Origin of the sequence: Burkholderia sp. ABCPW 111 (genome assembly GCF_000773065.1) — a bacterium.
In the GTDB taxonomy this organism is placed as follows: Bacteria; Pseudomonadota; Gammaproteobacteria; order Burkholderiales; family Burkholderiaceae; genus Burkholderia; species Burkholderia savannae.
This window is the reverse complement of sequence record NZ_JPWT01000078.1, coordinates 35395-51839: the sequence shown is the minus strand read 5'-3', so window position 1 is coordinate 51839 and position 16445 is coordinate 35395. Positions and strand designations below refer to the sequence as shown.

Genomic DNA, 16445 nt, shown 5'->3' with positions numbered 1-16445 from the left:
GAGATCGACGAGCGCGGCTTCGTCGAACGCGTTCGGCAGGATCTCGTGAAGGAGAATCCGGCGTTTGCCGATGACGGCGGCTTGTCGTCCCGGCTCTGGGCCGCATATCGCGCCGCGCGCACATTCGGCATCGAGCAGGACGAGAACATCGTCGCGTTCCTGAGGCTCGAGGCGTACGCGCCGAGCTTCTACGAAAAGCCCGCGACGAAGGCTTGGCTCACGCGCCCCGGCCGCTCCGCCGACGAGCGCTTTCATGATTATCTACGCGTCATCAAATGGCGCATCGAACATCCGGACGGAGGGCTGGAACATGGCGGGATTGGTGTTTCCGGTGATAGAAGCGGCGGCGGTGGAGCTTGGACCGATCTTGGCGCGCGCTGGCGTCGCCTTGTTGGGCGGGGTGACGGTGGCGGGAACGGCGAGCCTGTCGGGTGACACGCCGGAGGAAGACAGCAAGGCGACGCCGGATGTACGGGCTTTGCCGCGCACCGGCGAAAGCTGCAAGAAATGCCCGCCCGAGGGTGGAGCGAAAATTCGCCGCAATCATGGTGTCAACTGGAATGCGTACCGATATCAGGCACGCATTACTGGCTTTGCGTTCGACACTAAGGAATGTCGCTGGAGCGATGAGTGGAATTGGCTCGGCATCGACTTCGACGGCTTCCAGCCCGGCGAGTGCTTGCTACAGGAAACCAAGGGCAATTACGATCAGTTCCTCGATGGTTCGATCCCGAAGGCCGACAAATTTTTCAAAGGATTCGACTCGATGGAAGCCACTGCCGTACGACAGGGCGCAGCCGTGCGGGCCAACCCTCCAGCGCGATTGATGTGGTACTTCCAAACACCGCTCGCCCACCAACGCATGCTCATTATATTGAGACGGTCGGGTATTACCTCCGTCGTTCAGCCCTGAGAACCTCCATGAACATCACCGCCAGTTTCCGCGATTCGTCGCTCACTGCATTCGATTTTCCTGAAATCTTGGCGCGGGTATCGAAGATCATCGACGCGCTGAAGGCGCACGATGACTCTTTACGATATGAGAACTGGATGCTCAAAGGAGACAGCCAGGAAGACGCAACTAGGTACCACGTCTATGACGCTGCCGGCATCGCCACGCCAGCGGCGCTCGCCGTACTTCGCGAGGAGTTTCGCAACAGCAAAGACTTCACCTACGTAGCGATGTGGGATGGCAATCTTACTAGCGACGACGGCGCGTCCATATCGTGCCACGTCGGGGATAAATCCCTCCCTGACACATTGACCCTTCGCATCGAGGGTGAACGGTGGAGCGCCTACGCGGCCATTTCCGGAATCGTATCGACAATGGTCGCTGTATTCAGCCCAGCACTCGTCGAGGTGAGTTTCGACGAGTACGCTGTAATGCAGGTTTTCGACGACAAGCCCGGCGTCGGCTGGATGCTCTACTTGCCGAAGGTCATTACGCAACAGCAGGTTCCCGAGGCCCGAGCGCTGATTCCCGTACCCGCCAAAGGCAAACAGACCGGCACGATCATCGTCAGCGTCACCGACGCCCCGTTCTCAGTCGACAATCCCGAGCACGTGGCGATCGCGAACCGCATCGAGATCCGGCTCGTCGATCAAGACCTGCTCCCCGCCTACGTCGATATCTGAGCCAGCCGGCGCGATTACCGCGCCGGCTGCAATCAACAAAACAACCCGGCCGGCTCCGCTGAATCGCCTCAACCGAGAATGATCCGTTCGCGGCGATCGACGCCCTTTCCACCGCTCACCGTGTATTGAATCGGCACGCTCTCGATGCAGGAGCCGGCAAACACACACCGGATCTCCGGGTGGGCATTGAGGCTGACGATCGCGCGGCCCACGATCGACCGCAATCGATCGGCCATCTTCTCGTACTGCGCGAACGGAAACGGTACGCCGTACCCTTCCGTCTCGAAATATGGCGGGCCGAGGCAGAACAACGCGTGCGGCCGATCGCATCGATCTATGCACGTCACCGCCCATTCGAGCCGCTCAATGTAGGCATTCGCAAGGCGAATTTGCGCAGCCGACAGCGCTTCCTCAATGCGCGGCAGAACCAGCCGCCGCAACGCAGTCGTCGCCGTTCCGAACGGCTCCCCTTCCAGCTTGCCGCCGAAGCCATGTTCCCGAAGGCGGCCGATGCGCGCCGTGCGCCGGATATCGATGAAGACGCCCGGGACCGTATGCCTGAGCCATTCGCATACCTGCCCGCTCGCTGGTGCCCAATTGAGCGGCGCGGAAATTTGAGCGGCGCGGAAAAAAGAAAAGCCCCGATCAACGGGGCTTTTTCTGGAGGCGCGAGCCGGAGTCGAACCGGCCTACACGGCTTTGCAGGCCGCTGCATAACCGCTTTGCTATCGCGCCGTAAGCGGTCTGCCGAACATCGCGAAAACCAGTTGGCCTGCAACGATCGACAGTTTTTTGATTGAAGGCCATCGGGCCCATCAAACAAAAAGGGAAGCTCGGCTTCCCCTTGTTCTGGAGCGGGAGACGAGTCTCGAACTCGCGACCTCAACCTTGGCAAGGTTGCGCTCTACCAACTGAGCTACTCCCGCATCGTCCTGCACTGCATGCTTTGCCGAACAACACGCCAAGCAAAACGCTGCTTTCAAACCTGGAGCGGGAGACGAGTCTCGAACTCGCGACCTCAACCTTGGCAAGGTTGCGCTCTACCAACTGAGCTACTCCCGCGTTTTACTTCATCCACCGCACTGCGCCAGGCACCGTTCAGTGGAGAAACGAGATTATGGTGAAACTCGAATTATGTGTCAAGCGTTTTTCGCGCCCTTTTTCTTCGACCGCATCCTCGCGCTCGTTGACGCGCAATCGGGCATGCGCGCCGAATGCTTATGCGGCGCCCCCGCGTTCGCGAATCTGCGGCCACGCCAGCTTCATGTAGTAGAGCATCGACCAGATCGTCAGCACGGCCGCGAGATAGATGAGCCACTCGCCCCACACGCGCGTGTCGATCGCGATGCCGCCGCCGAACGGCAGCCGGCCGTAGTACAGCAGCATCGGAATCGCAATCATCTGGCACGCGGTCTTGAATTTGCCGAGCGAATTCACCGCGACGCTCTTCGACGCGCCGATGTGCGCCATCCATTCGCGCAGCGCCGAGATCGCGATCTCGCGGCCGACGATCACGAGCGCGATCGCCGCGTCGAGGCGCGCGAGCTGCACGAGCACGAGGAGCGCCGCCGTCACCATCAGCTTGTCGGCGACGGGATCGAGAAACGCGCCGAACGCCGACGTCTGGTTCCACTTGCGCGCGAGATAGCCGTCGAACCAGTCGGTCAGCGCGGCCAGGATGAAGATCGCCGCCGCGGCCAGATTGCGGTGGTCGGCGCTCAGCACCGTATCCGGCAGATAGAACACGCCGACGACGAGCGGAATCAGCACGATTCGCACCCACGTCAGGAAAATCGGGAAGTTGAACGGCATGGCACGCGACACGGTTGAAGGATTTGCCATTGTGCCGCGTCACCCGCGCCGCCACAAGCAACGCGCCCGGCGCGGGCCGCGCCGCCTGGCTCGCCGGCCGGCGCGGCCCGCCCTCAGTGCAGTTGCCGGTAGATCTGCTCGGCGAGCGCGCGCGAGATGCCTTCGACGCTCGCGAGCTCGTCGACGCTCGCCGCGACCACGCCGCGCAAGCCGCCGAAGCGCGCGAGCAGCCGCTGCCGACGCTTCGCGCCGACGCCTTCGAGCTCCTCGAGCCTCGACGTCTGGCGCGTCTTCGCGCGCTTCGCGCGCATGCCGGTGATCGCGAACCGGTGCGCCTCGTCGCGGATCTGCGCGACGAGCATCAGCGCCGCGCTCTCCTTGCCGAGCTCGAGCGGCGCGCGGCCGTCGGCGAAGATCAGCGTCTCGAGCCCGACCTTGCGCCCCTCGCCCTTCGCGACGCCGACGAGCATCGCGATGTCGAGCCCGAGCTCGGAGAACACCTGGCGCGCGATCTCGACCTGGCCGCGGCCGCCGTCGATCAGCACGATGTTCGGCAACCGGCCGGCCGACGCGGCCGCGTGCACCGCGTTGCCGTCGATGCCGGCCGCCTCGTCCGCCGACGCCTCGGCGGCCGCTTCCTCGACCATCTTCTCGTAGCGGCGCGTGAGCACCTGGCGCATCGCGGCGTAGTCGTCGCCGGGCGTGATCCCCGTGATGTTGTAGCGGCGGTACTCGGACGACTGCATCTTGTGATGGTGATAGACGACGCACGACGCCTGCGTCGCCTCGCCCATCGTGTGGCTGATGTCGAAGCACTCGATCCGCAGCGGCGCGAGATCGTCGCTCTCGTAGCCGAGCACGCCGGCGAGCGCGCGCGTGCGCGCCTGCTGCGAGCCCTGCTCGGACAACAGCCGCGCGAGCGCGAGGCGCGCGTTCTGCTCGGCCATCGCGAGCCACGCGCGCTTCTGGCCCTGCGGCTGCCGCACGACCGACACCTTGTGCCCCGCCTGCTCGACGAGCAGATCGATCAGCTCGCGATTCGCGATCGCGTGGCTCGCGACGAGAATCGGCGGCACGCGATTGCCGAGATAGTGCTGCGCGACGAACGCTTCGAGCACTTCGGTTTCGAGCGGCGCGGCGTCGGCCTCCTGCGGCGCGGCGTCGTCGCCGATGTCGGACGGCGCGGCTGCTTCGGTTGCTTCGGCTGCTTCGGTTGCTTCGGTTGCTTCGGTTGCTTCGGTTGCTTCGGTTGCTTCGGTTGCTTCGGTTACTTCAGTTGCTTCAGTTGCTTGCGCGGCTTCGCCGGCTTCGGCAATTGCGGCTGCCCGCGACGCTTCGGTGATCGCTTCGGCCATCGCGTCGGCGCTTCGTTCGACGCTTTCGTCGGCACACGCTTGCGCGCTCGCCTCGACATGGCGTGCCGCGCCGCCGTTCTCGCTCGCGCCCGCCGCATCCGCCGCATCCGCCGCGTCCGTTGCCGCATCGCCGGCGAGCCGCGCCTGCGCATCCGCTCCGGCACCCGCCTCGTCACCCACGTCGTCGCCCGCCTCGTCGCCCGCTTGCGCGCCCGGATCGCCGGCAAGCGCGAGCGCGCTTTCGACGTGCGTCGGGAAGTACGCCTTGTCGCCGAGATGCCGGCCGCCGCGCACCATCGCCAGATTCACGCACACGCGGCCGCCTTGCGCGACGACGGCGAGAATGTCGACGTCGCTGTCGCCGCCGACGTCGATCGCCTGCTGATGCAGCACCTTCGCGAGCGAGCTCATCTGGTTGCGCACGGCCGCCGCCTGCTCGAACTTCAGCTCGGCCGCGAACGCATGCATCTTCCGCTCCAGCTCGCCCATCACCTCGTTTTGCCGGCCGAGCAGGAAGCGCGACGCGTTGTCGACGTCGCGCGCGTAGTCCTCTTCGCCGATCGCGCCGACGCACGGCGCCGAGCAGCGGCCGATCTGGTGCAGCAGGCAAGGACGCGTGCGGTTGTTGAACACCGAGTCCTCGCAGGTGCGCAGCTGGAACACGCGCTGCAGGATCTGGATGCTCTCGCGCACCGCCCACGCGCTCGGAAACGGCCCGAAGTACTGGTTCTTCTTGTCGACCGCGCCTCGGTAGTACGCCATCCGCGGAAACTCGTGCCCCGTGAGCTTCAGGTACGGGTACGACTTGTCGTCGCGAAACAGGATGTTGTAGCGCGGCGCGAGCGCCTTGATCAGGTTGTTCTCGAGCAGCAGCGCCTCGGCCTCCGAGCGCGTGACGGTAGTCTCGATACGCGCGATGCGCGTGACCATCATCGCGATCCGCGGCGAGAGCTGCGTCTTCGTGAAGTAGCTCGACACGCGCTTTTTCAGGTCGCGCGCCTTGCCGACGTACAGCACCGCGTCCTGCACGTCGTAATAACGGTAGACGCCCGGCAGATGCGGCAATTGGGCGAGGATCGGCTTGGGTTCGAAACGGGATTCGGGTGCGTCGGGGGATGTCATGCTCAATGCGGGCGCGAGCGGCGCGCGCGAACAAGGTCATTTAGAATCGCCAGTTTAGAGCATTCGCCGCGCGCGATCGCGGCCGGCTCGCCGCGGCACGCGCCCGCTCGGCGTTCGGCTTGCCGGTTCGCCGGTTTGCCTGTCGGTTTGCGTGCCGGCTTGCGCGCCGATCGGCCGGTCGGCGCCCCACTCGCTTCGCTTGGCACAGATCAGATGACGTCGTCCGCTCCCCTCACGCCCCCCGCCTCCGCCCTCGCCGACATTCGCCCCACGGACGCCGCCGCAAGCGCGATCGCATGCGACATCTTCTGCGCGGTCGTCGACAACTTCGGCGACATCGGCGTGTGCTGGCGTCTCGCGCGCCAGCTCGCGGCCGAGCACGGCTGGCAGGTGCGGATCTTCGTCGACGACCTCGCGACGTTCGCGCGCCTTCAGCCGGCCGCCAGGCCCGACGCCGCGCGCCAGACCGTCGACGGCATCGTCGTCGAGCACTGGCGCGCGCCCGCGCACGCCGGCGACACGCTCGAGATCGCCGACGTCGTGATCGAAGCGTTCGCATGCGAGCTGCCGGGCGCGTACGTCGCCGCGATGGCGCGCCGCGCGCGGCCGCCCGTGTGGATCAATCTCGAATACCTGAGCGCCGAGGACTGGGTCTGCGACTTCCATCTGCGGCCGTCGCCGCACCCGCGCTACCCGCTCACGAAAACCTTCTTCTTCCCCGGCCTCGGCCCCGGCACGGGCGGCGTGCTGAAGGAGCGCGACCTCGACGCGCGCCGCGCCGCGTTCGAAGCGAGCGGCGACGCGCGCCGCGCGTGGTGGCAAAGCGTCGCACGCGCGCCGATGCCCGGCCCGGACGCGACCGTCGTGTCGCTCTTCGCATACGAAAACCCGGCGCTCGACGCGCTCCTCGAGCAATGGCGCGACGGCGGCGAGCCGATCGCGCTGCTCGTGCCGGAGGGCCGGATCTCCGCGAGCATCGCGCGCTTTTTCGGGGTCGGCTCGTTCGGCGCCGGCGCGCACGCGGCGCGCGGCAGCGTCGCCGCGCACGGGCTCGCGTTCGTCGCGCAGCCCGACTACGACCTGCTGCTGTGGGCGAGCGACGTGAACTTCGTGCGCGGCGAGGATTCGTTCGTCCGCGCGCAATGGGCGCGCCGGCCGTTCGTCTGGCAGATCTACCCGCAGGCCGACGCCGCGCATCTGCCGAAGCTCGACGCGGCGCTCGCGCACTTCAACGCGCGCGTCGATCACGCAACGCGCGCGGCCACCGAGCGCTTCTGGCACGCATGGAACGGCGCGGGCGCGCCCGACTGGGCCGATTTCTGGCGGCACCGCGCGGCGCTCGCCGCGCGCGCGGCAAGCTGGGCGGACGAACTCGCGGCCGTCGGCGGCCTCGCCGGAAATCTGGCGAATTTTGCAAAAACTCAGTTAAAATAAGCGGTTATCCAATGGCTGACCACGCAAGCGCGTCCGTTATCGGCGCGACGCGCCAGGATAAAGGGGGCCGTCCGGCCGCGACCGATCACAGACGCGGCCGCTCGGCTGCCGGATCGAGCCCGCTTGCGCCGTTGGCCGTTGAGCAACGCTCAGGCAATTTCTCTCGTTCAGGATAGTTTTAGTTATGAAAACCGCACAGGAACTCCGCGTAGGCAACGTCGTGATGGTCGGCAACGACGCTTGGGTCGTGTCGAAGACGGAATACAACAAATCGGGCCGCAACGCCGCCGTCGTCAAGATGAAGCTGAAGAATCTGCTGACGAACGCGGGCCAGGAATCGGTCTACAAGGCGGACGACAAATTCGACATCGTCGTGCTCGACCGCAAGGAAGTGACGTACTCGTACTTCGCGGACCCGATGTACGTGTTCATGGACGCCGACTACAACCAGTACGAAGTCGAAGCGGAAATGATGGGCGACGCGCTCAACTACCTCGAAGACGGCATGACGTGCGAAGTCGTGTTCTACAACGAAAAGGCGATCTCGGTCGAACTGCCGACGATCCTCGTTCGCGAGATCACGTACACGGAGCCGGCCGTCAAGGGCGACACGTCGTCGGGCAAGGTGCTCAAGAACGCGAAACTCTCGACGGGCTTCGAGCTGCAGGTGCCGCTCTTCTGCAATACCGGCGACAAGATCGAAATCGACACGCGCACGAACGAATACCGCAGCCGCGCATAAGCGCCGTTTGCGCGATCAGGTCGAACAAAGCGCCCTTCGGGGCGCTTTTTGTTTATTCGGCGCCGCTTATTGCATAAAGGCGCCACATCATAAACAATGCTTTGCAGAAACCGTGACGGGATTCAATTTGTATCATCCGTAACTGTTTTATAGTCAATAACAAATACCGTACGCCAAGTGCGCGATGGGGCATAAAATTCATTTCTCATCCCGAAATGGGGGCTGTACGCCGGTCCGGCCGACGGATCGGTCTTTCAACTCGCGCACACCATGCCACACGCCCTGATTGTCGAAGACGATCCCAATAGCTTGTCCGGCCTGACCGCGCTGCTCGCGGCGGACGGATTCTCGGTCGATACGGCGACGTCGCTCGCCGAGGCGCGCGGCGCACTCGCCCGCTCGATTCCCGACGTCGTGCTCGTCGACCTGAACCTGCCCGACGGCAGCGGCTTCGATCTGTTGCAGAACCTGCCGCAGCAGCAGCCGAACGGCTCGCTGCCGGTGATCGTGCTGACGGGCAACGCGACCGTCGAGAGCGCGATCGAAGGGCTGCGGCACGGCGTCTGGGATTACCTGCTGAAGCCCGTCAACATCCCGCGGCTGCGCAGCCTGCTCGCGCGGATTCCCCGCCCGTACGAGCTGATCGAGGAAGTGCAGGCGCTGCGCGCGACGCTGCGCCGCCTCGGCCGCTTCGGCTCGCTCGTCGGGCGCAGCGACGCGATCCAGCACGTCTACGACATGATCGAGCACAACGCGCGGACCGAAACCGCGGTGCTGCTGTGGGGCGAGCCCGGCACGGGCAAGGAGGCGGCCGCGCGCACGCTGCACGACCTGAGCCGCCGCCGCAAGGGCCCGTTCGTCGCGTTCGACTGCCGCGCCGCCGTTCAGTCGCCGCGCAACATCGAAACCAACGGCCGCGCGGTCGAGAGCATGCTGCTCGGCCGCGAGCGCGGCGCGTACACGGGCGTCGAGCGGCGCGACCCGGGCGTCTTCGAGCAGGCGAGCGGCGGCACGCTGTTTCTCGAGGAAATCACCGCGTTGCCGCTTTCGCTGCAGGAGGCGCTGCTGCGCGCGCTCGATTCGCAGAACTTCATGCGCGTCGGCGGCACGATCGAGATCGCGAGCGACTTCCGGCTGATCGCGACGACGCGCCGCCCGGCCCGCGAGGCGGTCGCGAACGGCACGCTGCGCGAGGATCTGTGGCTGCGCCTCGACGCCGCGTCGATCGGCCTGCCGCCGCTGCGCGAGCGCGACAACGACGTGATCGAAATCGCGGAAGCGTTCGTCGACGACCTGAACCGCGACGCGCGCGCCGCGGGCCTGAACATCACCGACAAGCGCGCCGCGCCGGGCTTCATCCGCGAATGTCTCGCTTACGACTGGCCCGGCAACGTGCGCGAGCTGCTGGAGCGCGTGCGGCTCGCATACGACCAGTCGGGCGACTTCATCGAAACGCTGCGCGCGGGCGACGCGTATCCACAGCCCGGCGCGGCGCTGAACGGCAGCAGCGTGCAGGTGCGCGTCGGCACGCCGCTCGCCGACGTCGAAGACCTGCTGATCCGCGCGACGCTCGACGCGGTCGGCGGCACGCGCCACCGCGCGGCGACGCTCCTCGGCATCAGCCCGAAGACGCTCTACAACAAGCTGCAACGCATGAAGATCGGCTGACGCCCGATCGACGTCGACGCGAGGGCGGCCGCGCGCCGCCCTCGCCCGTTTCGCATCAGGCGAACGTACTGCGCAGGAGCGCCTGCGCGCGCAGATAGCGCGGCTCGCGCATCAGCTTGTTCCATTTGAGCGCCTTGCCGCGCGGCCGCATCTGCTTGATTCGCCGCAGCGATTCGCGCGACGTCGTCGCGCGCAGCGCGTCGAGCACCCGCTCCGCCGCATCCGGCTGATTGCAGATCAGCACCATGTCGCAGCCCGCGTCGAGCGCGGCCTGCGCCGCCTGCGCGAGCGTGCCGCCTTCGCGCGCCGCCTCCATCGACAGATCGTCGCTGAACACCGCGCCCGGAAAGCCCAGCCGGCCGCGCAACACGTCTTGCAGCCACACGCGCGAGAAGCCCGCCGGCCTCGCATCGACTTGCGTGTAGATCACGTGCGCCGGAATGACCGCCGAAAGCGACAGCCCGAGCCAGTCGTACGGCGCGGCGTCGTTCGCGAGGATCTCGTCGAGCGGACGGTCGTCGGTCGGCAGCGCGACGTGCGAATCGGCTCGCGCGAAACCGTGACCGGGAAAATGCTTGCCGCAGTTCGCCATCCCGGCGAGCGCGAGCCCGTGGTTCAAGCTCTTCGCGAGCAGCGCGACGACGCGCGGATCGCGATGGAACGCGCGATCGCCGATCACCTTCGAGCGGCCGTAATCGAGATCGAGCACGGGCGTGAAGCTCATGTCGACGCCGCACGCGCGCAGCTCGGACGCGAGCACGTAGCCGGCCGCGGTCGCCGCCTTCGTCGCGTGCAGCACGTCCTTGTCCCACAGCTCGCCGAGCCGGCGCATCGCGGGCAGCACCGTGAAGCCGTCGGTGCGAAAGCGCTGCACGCGGCCGCCTTCGTGGTCGACCGCGATCAGGATGTCGTCGCGAATCGCGCGGATCGCGTCGGTGAGCGCGACGAGCTGCGCGCGGCTCTCGAAGTGGCGCGCGAACAGGATCACGCCGCCCGTCTGCGGATGTGCGAGACGGCGCGCGTCGTCGCGCGTGAGCGTCGTGCCGGCGACGTCGAGCATCACCGGGCCGGGAGTCAGTTTCATCGAATCAGCCCTTGCGGAGAAGGAATCAGGAAGCGGCGGCCGAGCGCGCGGCGGCGACGTCGTCGGGCGCCTCGGCGACGACGAACGTCACCGCGTAATCGCGCTCGTCGCTCACCGTCACGCGCGCGGTGATGCGGCGCGCATCGAGCCATGCGGCGAGCTCGCCCGACGCGACGACGTACGGCTCGCCGCTCGGCCGGTTGAGCGTTTGCAGCACGCGCCACGTCATCGGCCAGTGCATGCCGAGGCCGATCGCCTTCGAGAACGCTTCCTTCGCCGAAAAGCGCGTCGCGAGGAACGCGATGCCGCGCGCCTCCGAGCGCGCGCGCCGCGTGCGGAACACGCGCAGCTCGTCGGGGCCGAGCACCTTCTCCGCGAAGCGGCCGTCCGTGCGCGCGAGCACGGCGGCGATGCGGCTCACCTGGACGAGATCGGTGCCGATGCCGTAGATCGCCATGCGTATCAGCGGCCGCCGTGCAGCGCGGCGACGCGCGCCGCGACCATGATCGCCTTCATCTCGCGCACCGCGTTGTCCCAGCCGACGAACACCGCGTGCGCGACGATCGCGTGGCCGATGTTCAGCTCGGCGATGCCGGGCAGCGCGGCGATCGCCTGCACGTTCGTATAGTGCAGCCCGTGCCCCGCGTTCACCTTGAGCCCGAGCGCGATGCCCGCGTCGACGCCCGCCGCGATCCGCTCGAACTCGCGCCGCTGCTCGGCTTCGCCGTGCGCATCCGCGTAGCGGCCCGTGTGCAGCTCGATCACGGGCGCGCCCGTCTCGTGCGCGGCGCGGATCTGCGCGTCGTCCGGATCGATGAAGAGCGACACGCGCACGCCGGCGTCCGCGAGCTGCCTGCATGCGGCGCGCACCGCGTCGAAATGGCCGGCAACGTCGAGGCCGCCTTCCGTCGTCAGCTCCGAGCGCTTCTCCGGCACGAGGCACGCGTCGTGCGGACCGATCTCGCACGCGATGTCGAGCATCTCCGCCGTCACCGCGCATTCGAGATTCATCCGCGTTTTCAGCAACGGACGCAGCGTGCGCACGTCCGCGTCGACGATGTGCCGGCGGTCTTCGCGCAAATGCAGCGTAATCGCGTCGGCGCCCGCGTCCTCGGCGGCGAGCGCCGCGCGCACGGGGTCCGGATACGCTGTGCCGCGCGCGTTGCGCAGCGTCGCGACGTGGTCGATATTGACGCCCAGTTCGATGGCGGTGGGCGATGTCAGGAAAAAGCTCATAGGTTTTGCAGGTCGATCAGGATCTGACGCGTGGCGAGCGGCGTGCCGCCCAGATAGGTGTTGAGCAGGAAGCGCATCAGCGTCTTGCTTTGCGCGACGGTCTGCGCCCGATGGTAATCGTCCTCTTCCATGTCGAGCAACGTCTGGCCGGCGATCACCGGCCAGTGCGACGGTACGTCGCCGCCCGCGTCGCGCACGCCGCGCTCCGGATCGAACACATAGAGCTTGTCGGGCTCGACCGCGCGCCGCGCGACCGTGCGCTTGAGCGACATCGCATAGCCCGTCTCGCGCAACAGCACGCGCTCGAACGAGCGCAGCACCTGCACGGGCGGCTCGCCGTGCGCGAGGCGCGTGAGCGTGACGAGATAGTGCTTGAAGAGCGGCGGGTGCGGGTCCTCGCGCGCGCAGAACTTGACGAGCAGCTCGTTCACGTAGAAGCCGCACAGGAGCGCGTCGCCCGCGAGCGGCAGCATGCCGCCCACCCATTCGGCGCCCGTCAGCGTGCGCAGCTCGGACTTGCCGGTCCACGACAACGACAGCGGCTGGAACGTCTGCAGCACGCCGCGCAGCGCCGAATGCGGGCGTTTCGCGCCCTTCGCGACGAGCGCGATGCGGCCGTGATCGCGCGTCAGCACGTCGACGACGAGGCTCGTCTCGCGATACGGATAGCCGTGCAGCACGAACCCCGGCTGCTCCGCGATCCGGAATTCGGATGTGCGCGCGGCGGCGCGGCGCGGCTTGCGCGCCGGCTTCTCGGCGCCCGGCGCGGGCGGTGCAGACAGCGCGGGCTGCGTAGACGGCGCGATCGAAGGTTGCGGGTCGGCGTCGGCCTCGTCGGTCATCCCGACATCGGACGTCCCGTCATTCGTACCCATAGGCGCGCAGCCCCGCTTCGTTGTCGGCCCAGCCGCTCCTCACCTTGACGAAGGTTTCGAGATAGACGGGGCCGTCGAACAGCTTCTCCATGTCCTGTCGCGCCTCGGTGCTGATCTGCTTGAGCTTCGCGCCCTTCTTGCCGATCACCATCGCCTTGTGCGAGTCGCGCTCGACGAGGATCGTCGCGAACACGCGCGTGAGCCGCCCCTCCTCCTCGAACTTGTCGATGACGACGGTGCTCGTGTACGGCAGCTCGTCGCCCGTCCAGCGAAACACCTTTTCGCGCAGGATCTCGGCCGCGAGAAAGCGCGAGCTGCGATCGGTCAGATCGTCTTCGCCGTAGATCGCGTCGCCCTGCGGCAAGTACGGCTTGATCGTGTTCATCAGCCGCTGGATGTCCTCCGAATGCTTCGCCGACAGCGGCACGATCTCCGCGAACTCGCGCAGCTCGCCCATCTTCTGGAAGAACGGGTACAGCGTGTCCTTGTCCGACACGCGGTCGAGCTTGTTCGCGACGAGCAGCGTCGGCGTGCCGGGCGGAATCAGGTCGAGCACCTTCTGGTCGTCGGGGCCGAAGCGGCCCGCCTCGATCACGAACAGGATCGCGTCGACCGATGTCAGCGTCGACGTCACCGCGCGGTTCAGCGACCGGTTGAGCGCGGTGCTGTGGCGCGTCTGGAAGCCGGGCGTGTCGACGAAGATGTACTGCGCGTCGTCGAGCGTGCGGATGCCGGTGATCCGGTGGCGGGTCGTCTGCGCCTTGCGCGACGTGATGCTGATCTTCTGGCCGACGAGCGCGTTCATCAGCGTGGATTTGCCGACGTTCGGACGACCGACGATCGCGATCATGCCGCAACGGAAACCGGTGGGAGCGGGTGCGTTCATATCAGGTTGCTGCTGGGTTCGGAAGCGGCCGCGCGACCGTGCGCGACCGCAATGTCGATTGGGACGATGTCAATGACCTGCATCGGCGACGCGCACGGGCGCGGCGGCCAGATCGGGCTCGGCGGCGGACGGCGACGCATCGCGGGCGCGCGGCGGACGGTCGGACGCCCCCGCGGCGCCGCGCGCGGCGGCGTCGGTTTTCTCGGCCGTCTTGTCGGACGCTTTTTCCGGGGCATGATCGGACGGCTTGTCATGCGGCTTCTCGAGCCCCTTGTCGTGTCCTTTGTCGAGCCCCTTGTCGGACACGGGTTCCGTCGCCTTCTCCGCCGGCTTCTCCGGCAACTTGTCGGCCGCCGAAGCAGGCTTGTCCGCCGGCTTCGCCGCGCGCGGCTCGGCCTTGTCGACACCATGTTCGACGTGCGCCGCGCGGATCACCGCGACGGGCGTGGCGGCGTGCGAACGCACGGACGCATCGTCGGCCTGCGCGGGCGCAGCGAACGACGCCGCCGCATGAGCCTGCGCGCCCGCCTTCGCGTCGGCGGATTTCGCCTCGACGGGCTTCGCGTCGGCCGAGGCTTTCGCGTCGGCCGCCTTCGGATCGTCGGCTCGGAACTCCGCGATCTTCGGGTCGGCGTGCTTCGGCTCAGCCGCCTTCGCGTCGATCGGCACGGCTTCGAGCGCGGCCCTCACGTCAACCGCCTTCGCGTCGGCAGCCTTCGGATCGACGCCCGCCGCGTGATTCACGCCACGCTCCTTGCGATCCGGCGAGCGCAGGTCGAGCGCCTCCTGCACGCCCTTCACGCCCGGCACGATCTCCGGCTCCACGTGCTTCGCGCCGCGCGCGCTCTTCGAGCGCTTCGGCTTCGCGGCGAGCATCGGCGCGGCCGCCATCACCTCGTCGAGCGCCTTCTTCGCGGCGGCCTGCTCGGCCGCGCGGCGGCTCGCGCCCGAGCCGGACACCTTCACGTCCAGCTTCGGCACCGTGCATTCGACTTCGAATTGCTGATTGTGCGCCGCACCATGCGTCGCGACGACGGTGTAGGTCGGCAACGCGATCTTGTGGCCCTGCAGATACTCCTGCAGCAGCGTCTTCGCGTCCTTGCCGAGCGTGCGCGGATCGATGTGATCGAGAATCGGCACGTACAGGCGCTTGATGACCCCTTGGGCGGCTTCGAAGCCGCCATCGAGAAACACCGCCCCGATGATGGCTTCGAACGCGTCCGCGAGGATCGACGGTCTTCGGAACCCGCCGCTGCGCAGCTCGCCCTCGCCGAGCCGCAGGCCGTCCGAGATATTGAGGGCCTGAGCGATTTCGTAGAGCGACTGCTGCTTGACGAGGTTCGCCCGCACGCGCGACAAGTCGCCCTCGTCCAGCTTGCCGAAACGCTGGAACAAAAGGGCGGCCACCGCGCAATTCAGAACGGAGTCGCCAAGAAACTCGAGCCGTTCGTTATGCGTGGCACTGTGACTGCGATGGGTCAAAGCCTGGCGCAACAATTCCGCATTGCGAAATTCATAGCGCAGCCGGCTTTCCAACTGGGATAGGGCCATGGACAGGAGTATAACGCGGGCGCCGCTTCGGTCGGCAAACGCGACCTGGCGCGAAAAGGCGTGGCGAGGCGGTGTTGCCGCCGGTTCTTAAAGTCGTTCGGCAACACGCCGCGCAGCCCTCGCGCGGCGTGTCGCAACATCGACGCACAGCTCAGTTGAACGAGCCGACGCGTTTCAGTTCGCTGAAGTTCATCCAGATGAAGAAGGCGCGGCCGACGATGTTCTTGTCCGGCACGAAGCCCCAGTAACGACTGTCCGCGCTGTTGTCGCGGTTGTCGCCCATCATGAAGTAATGGCCGGGCGGCACCTTGCAGACGACGCCGCGGCTGTCGTACTGGCAGTTGTCTCGATACGGATAATCGTCCGCGCCCATTACGAACGGCGGCACCGCCGGATTATTGAGGATCGCGTTCTTGCGCGCGCCGATCGTTTCCTCGAACTGCTTCGCGTAGTTCATCCGCTCTTCGTCGAAGTAGTCGGGCAGCGGCGCCTCGGGCACGGGCTGGCCGTTGATCGTCAGCTTCTTGTCCTGGTACGCGACCGTGTCGCCCGGCAGGCCGATCGCGCGCTTGATGTAGTCGACCGATTCGTCCTTCGGATAGCGGAACACGACGACGTCGCCGCGCTGCAGCGGGCGGCCCTCGGTGATCTTCTGATTCGTGATCGGCAGGCGCAGGCCGTAGTCGAACTTGTTGACGAGGATGAAATCGCCGACGAGGAGCGTCGGCACCATCGAGCCCGACGGAATCTTGAACGGCTCGACGATGAAGGAGCGCACGACGAACACGACGAGAATCACCGGGAAGAAGCTCGCCGTGTACTCGAGCCACCACGGCTGGCGCAGCTTCTCGTCGCGCAGCCGCGCGCGCGTTTGCGGCGCGTTCTCGTCGGCGAAGCGCTCGCCGATCCGCTCCTGCTGGCGGTCGAACTCGGCGACCGCCGCGTCTGCCGCCTTCTTCCGTTGCGGCAGGAAAACCAGCTTGTCCAGCACCCATGCAATGCCCGTCACGACGACGAGCACGAAAAGGATCAACGCAAAATTCAT

The 16445-nt window shown here is 66.7% G+C and carries 15 protein-coding genes, 3 tRNA genes and 1 pseudogene; 6 read left to right on the top strand and 13 right to left on the bottom strand.

What is annotated here, in order from left to right; genetic code table 11:
• The 3 genes from X946_RS36330 to X946_RS18315 form a co-directional block, all read left to right on the top strand.
• On the top strand, positions 1 to 435 hold a 435-nt coding region (locus X946_RS36330), incomplete at its 5' end, for a hypothetical protein (protein ID WP_038750368.1).
• The gene (locus tag X946_RS18320) at positions 320 to 913 is read left to right on the top strand and encodes a restriction endonuclease fold toxin 5 domain-containing protein (RefSeq protein ID WP_235364039.1); all 594 of its coding nucleotides are present in this window, start codon (positions 320 to 322) and stop codon (positions 911 to 913) included. The genes X946_RS36330 and X946_RS18320, both read left to right, overlap by 116 nt.
• Positions 914 to 921: 8 nt before the next feature.
• Positions 922 to 1635 (top strand): immunity 52 family protein, encoded by a 714-nt coding sequence (locus tag X946_RS18315; protein ID WP_038750363.1) that lies wholly within the window; start codon positions 922 to 924, stop codon positions 1633 to 1635.
• 68 nt (positions 1636 to 1703) lie between these two features.
• On the opposite strand, the pseudogene X946_RS31610 reads toward X946_RS18315, so the two are convergent.
• From X946_RS31610 to uvrC, 6 genes and pseudogenes are all read right to left on the bottom strand, one after another.
• Positions 1704 to 2231 (bottom strand): annotated as a pseudogene (locus X946_RS31610) (DNA adenine methylase); the annotation flags it as partial.
• A gap of 65 nt (positions 2232 to 2296) precedes the next feature.
• Positions 2297 to 2370 (bottom strand) — tRNA-Cys (locus X946_RS18305).
• A 115-nt stretch (positions 2371 to 2485) separates the two neighbouring features.
• Positions 2486 to 2561, bottom strand: a tRNA-Gly gene (locus X946_RS18300).
• 60 nt (positions 2562 to 2621) lie between these two features.
• Positions 2622 to 2697, bottom strand: a tRNA-Gly gene (locus X946_RS18295).
• 156 nt (positions 2698 to 2853) lie between these two features.
• Positions 2854 to 3447, bottom strand: coding sequence for a CDP-diacylglycerol--glycerol-3-phosphate 3-phosphatidyltransferase (gene pgsA, locus X946_RS18290; protein WP_038750360.1), 594 nt, complete (start codon positions 3445 to 3447; stop codon positions 2854 to 2856).
• A 113-nt stretch (positions 3448 to 3560) separates the two neighbouring features.
• Positions 3561 to 5924, bottom strand: coding sequence for an excinuclease ABC subunit UvrC (gene uvrC, locus X946_RS18285; protein ID WP_038750358.1), 2364 nt, complete (start codon positions 5922 to 5924; stop codon positions 3561 to 3563).
• 213 nt (positions 5925 to 6137) lie between these two features.
• On the opposite strand from uvrC, the gene earP reads away from it, so the two are divergent.
• From earP to X946_RS18270, 3 genes are all read left to right on the top strand, one after another.
• Complete coding sequence (gene earP, locus X946_RS18280) at positions 6138 to 7358, top strand: elongation factor P maturation arginine rhamnosyltransferase EarP (protein ID WP_038750356.1); 1221 nt, start codon at positions 6138 to 6140, stop codon at positions 7356 to 7358.
• A 184-nt stretch (positions 7359 to 7542) separates the two neighbouring features.
• The gene (gene efp, locus X946_RS18275) at positions 7543 to 8100 is read left to right on the top strand and encodes an elongation factor P (protein ID WP_038750354.1); all 558 of its coding nucleotides are present in this window, start codon (positions 7543 to 7545) and stop codon (positions 8098 to 8100) included.
• A gap of 270 nt (positions 8101 to 8370) precedes the next feature.
• Entirely contained in the window at positions 8371 to 9768 is a 1398-nt protein-coding gene (locus X946_RS18270; RefSeq protein ID WP_038750351.1) for a sigma-54-dependent transcriptional regulator, read from the top strand.
• Between the two features lie 55 nt (positions 9769 to 9823).
• On the opposite strand, the gene nagZ is transcribed toward X946_RS18270, so the two are convergent.
• The 7 genes from nagZ to lepB all read right to left on the bottom strand — a co-directional run bounded on the left by nagZ (position 9824) and on the right by lepB (position 16445).
• Positions 9824 to 10852 carry a beta-N-acetylhexosaminidase gene (gene nagZ, locus X946_RS18265; RefSeq protein ID WP_038750349.1) on the bottom strand — a complete coding sequence of 343 codons (1029 nt, stop codon included), beginning with the start codon at positions 10850 to 10852 and terminating at the stop codon, positions 9824 to 9826.
• A gap of 25 nt (positions 10853 to 10877) precedes the next feature.
• Positions 10878 to 11309 (bottom strand): holo-ACP synthase, encoded by a 432-nt coding sequence (acpS, locus tag X946_RS18260; RefSeq protein WP_038750345.1) that lies wholly within the window; start codon positions 11307 to 11309, stop codon positions 10878 to 10880.
• A gap of 5 nt (positions 11310 to 11314) precedes the next feature.
• Positions 11315 to 12088, bottom strand: a complete 774-nt coding sequence (gene pdxJ / locus X946_RS18255; protein ID WP_038750344.1) for a pyridoxine 5'-phosphate synthase — start codon at positions 12086 to 12088, stop codon at positions 11315 to 11317.
• A complete protein-coding gene (recO, locus tag X946_RS18250) occupies positions 12085 to 12963 on the bottom strand; it encodes a DNA repair protein RecO (RefSeq protein ID WP_038750342.1) in 879 nt (292 codons plus the stop codon). Before recO ends, pdxJ begins: the two co-directional genes overlap by 4 nt.
• Positions 12950 to 13849 (bottom strand): GTPase Era, encoded by a 900-nt coding sequence (gene era / locus X946_RS18245; protein WP_038750341.1) that lies wholly within the window; start codon positions 13847 to 13849, stop codon positions 12950 to 12952. Before era ends, recO begins: the two co-directional genes overlap by 14 nt.
• Before the next feature lie 69 nt (positions 13850 to 13918).
• A complete protein-coding gene (rnc, locus tag X946_RS18240; protein ID WP_038750338.1) occupies positions 13919 to 15400 on the bottom strand; it encodes a ribonuclease III in 1482 nt (493 codons plus the stop codon).
• Positions 15401 to 15551: 151 nt separating this feature from the next.
• Positions 15552 to 16445: a signal peptidase I gene (gene lepB, locus X946_RS18235; RefSeq protein WP_038750336.1), complete on the bottom strand. Its 894-nt coding sequence runs from the start codon at positions 16443 to 16445 to the stop codon at positions 15552 to 15554.

Excerpts from the sequence above, each read along its gene's own strand:
- lepB (WP_038750336.1), bottom strand. The coding sequence starts at position 16,445 with ATGAATTTTGCGTTGATCCTTTTCGTGCTCGTCGTCGTGACGGGCATT.
- pdxJ (WP_038750344.1), bottom strand. The coding sequence starts at position 12,088 with ATGAGCTTTTTCCTGACATCGCCCACCGCCATCGAACTGGGCGTCAAT.
- efp (WP_038750354.1), top strand. The coding sequence starts at position 7,543 with ATGAAAACCGCACAGGAACTCCGCGTAGGCAACGTCGTGATGGTCGGC.
- nagZ (WP_038750349.1), bottom strand. The coding sequence starts at position 10,852 with ATGAAACTGACTCCCGGCCCGGTGATGCTCGACGTCGCCGGCACGACG.
- X946_RS18315 (WP_038750363.1), top strand. The coding sequence starts at position 922 with ATGAACATCACCGCCAGTTTCCGCGATTCGTCGCTCACTGCATTCGAT.
- recO (WP_038750342.1), bottom strand. The coding sequence starts at position 12,963 with ATGGGTACGAATGACGGGACGTCCGATGTCGGGATGACCGACGAGGCC.
- pgsA (WP_038750360.1), bottom strand. The coding sequence starts at position 3,447 with ATGCCGTTCAACTTCCCGATTTTCCTGACGTGGGTGCGAATCGTGCTG.
- uvrC (WP_038750358.1), bottom strand. The coding sequence starts at position 5,924 with ATGACATCCCCCGACGCACCCGAATCCCGTTTCGAACCCAAGCCGATC.
- X946_RS18270 (WP_038750351.1), top strand. The coding sequence starts at position 8,371 with ATGCCACACGCCCTGATTGTCGAAGACGATCCCAATAGCTTGTCCGGC.
- rnc (WP_038750338.1), bottom strand. The coding sequence starts at position 15,400 with ATGGCCCTATCCCAGTTGGAAAGCCGGCTGCGCTATGAATTTCGCAAT.
- era (WP_038750341.1), bottom strand. The coding sequence starts at position 13,849 with ATGAACGCACCCGCTCCCACCGGTTTCCGTTGCGGCATGATCGCGATC.
- acpS (WP_038750345.1), bottom strand. The coding sequence starts at position 11,309 with ATGGCGATCTACGGCATCGGCACCGATCTCGTCCAGGTGAGCCGCATC.
- earP (WP_038750356.1), top strand. The coding sequence starts at position 6,138 with ATGACGTCGTCCGCTCCCCTCACGCCCCCCGCCTCCGCCCTCGCCGAC.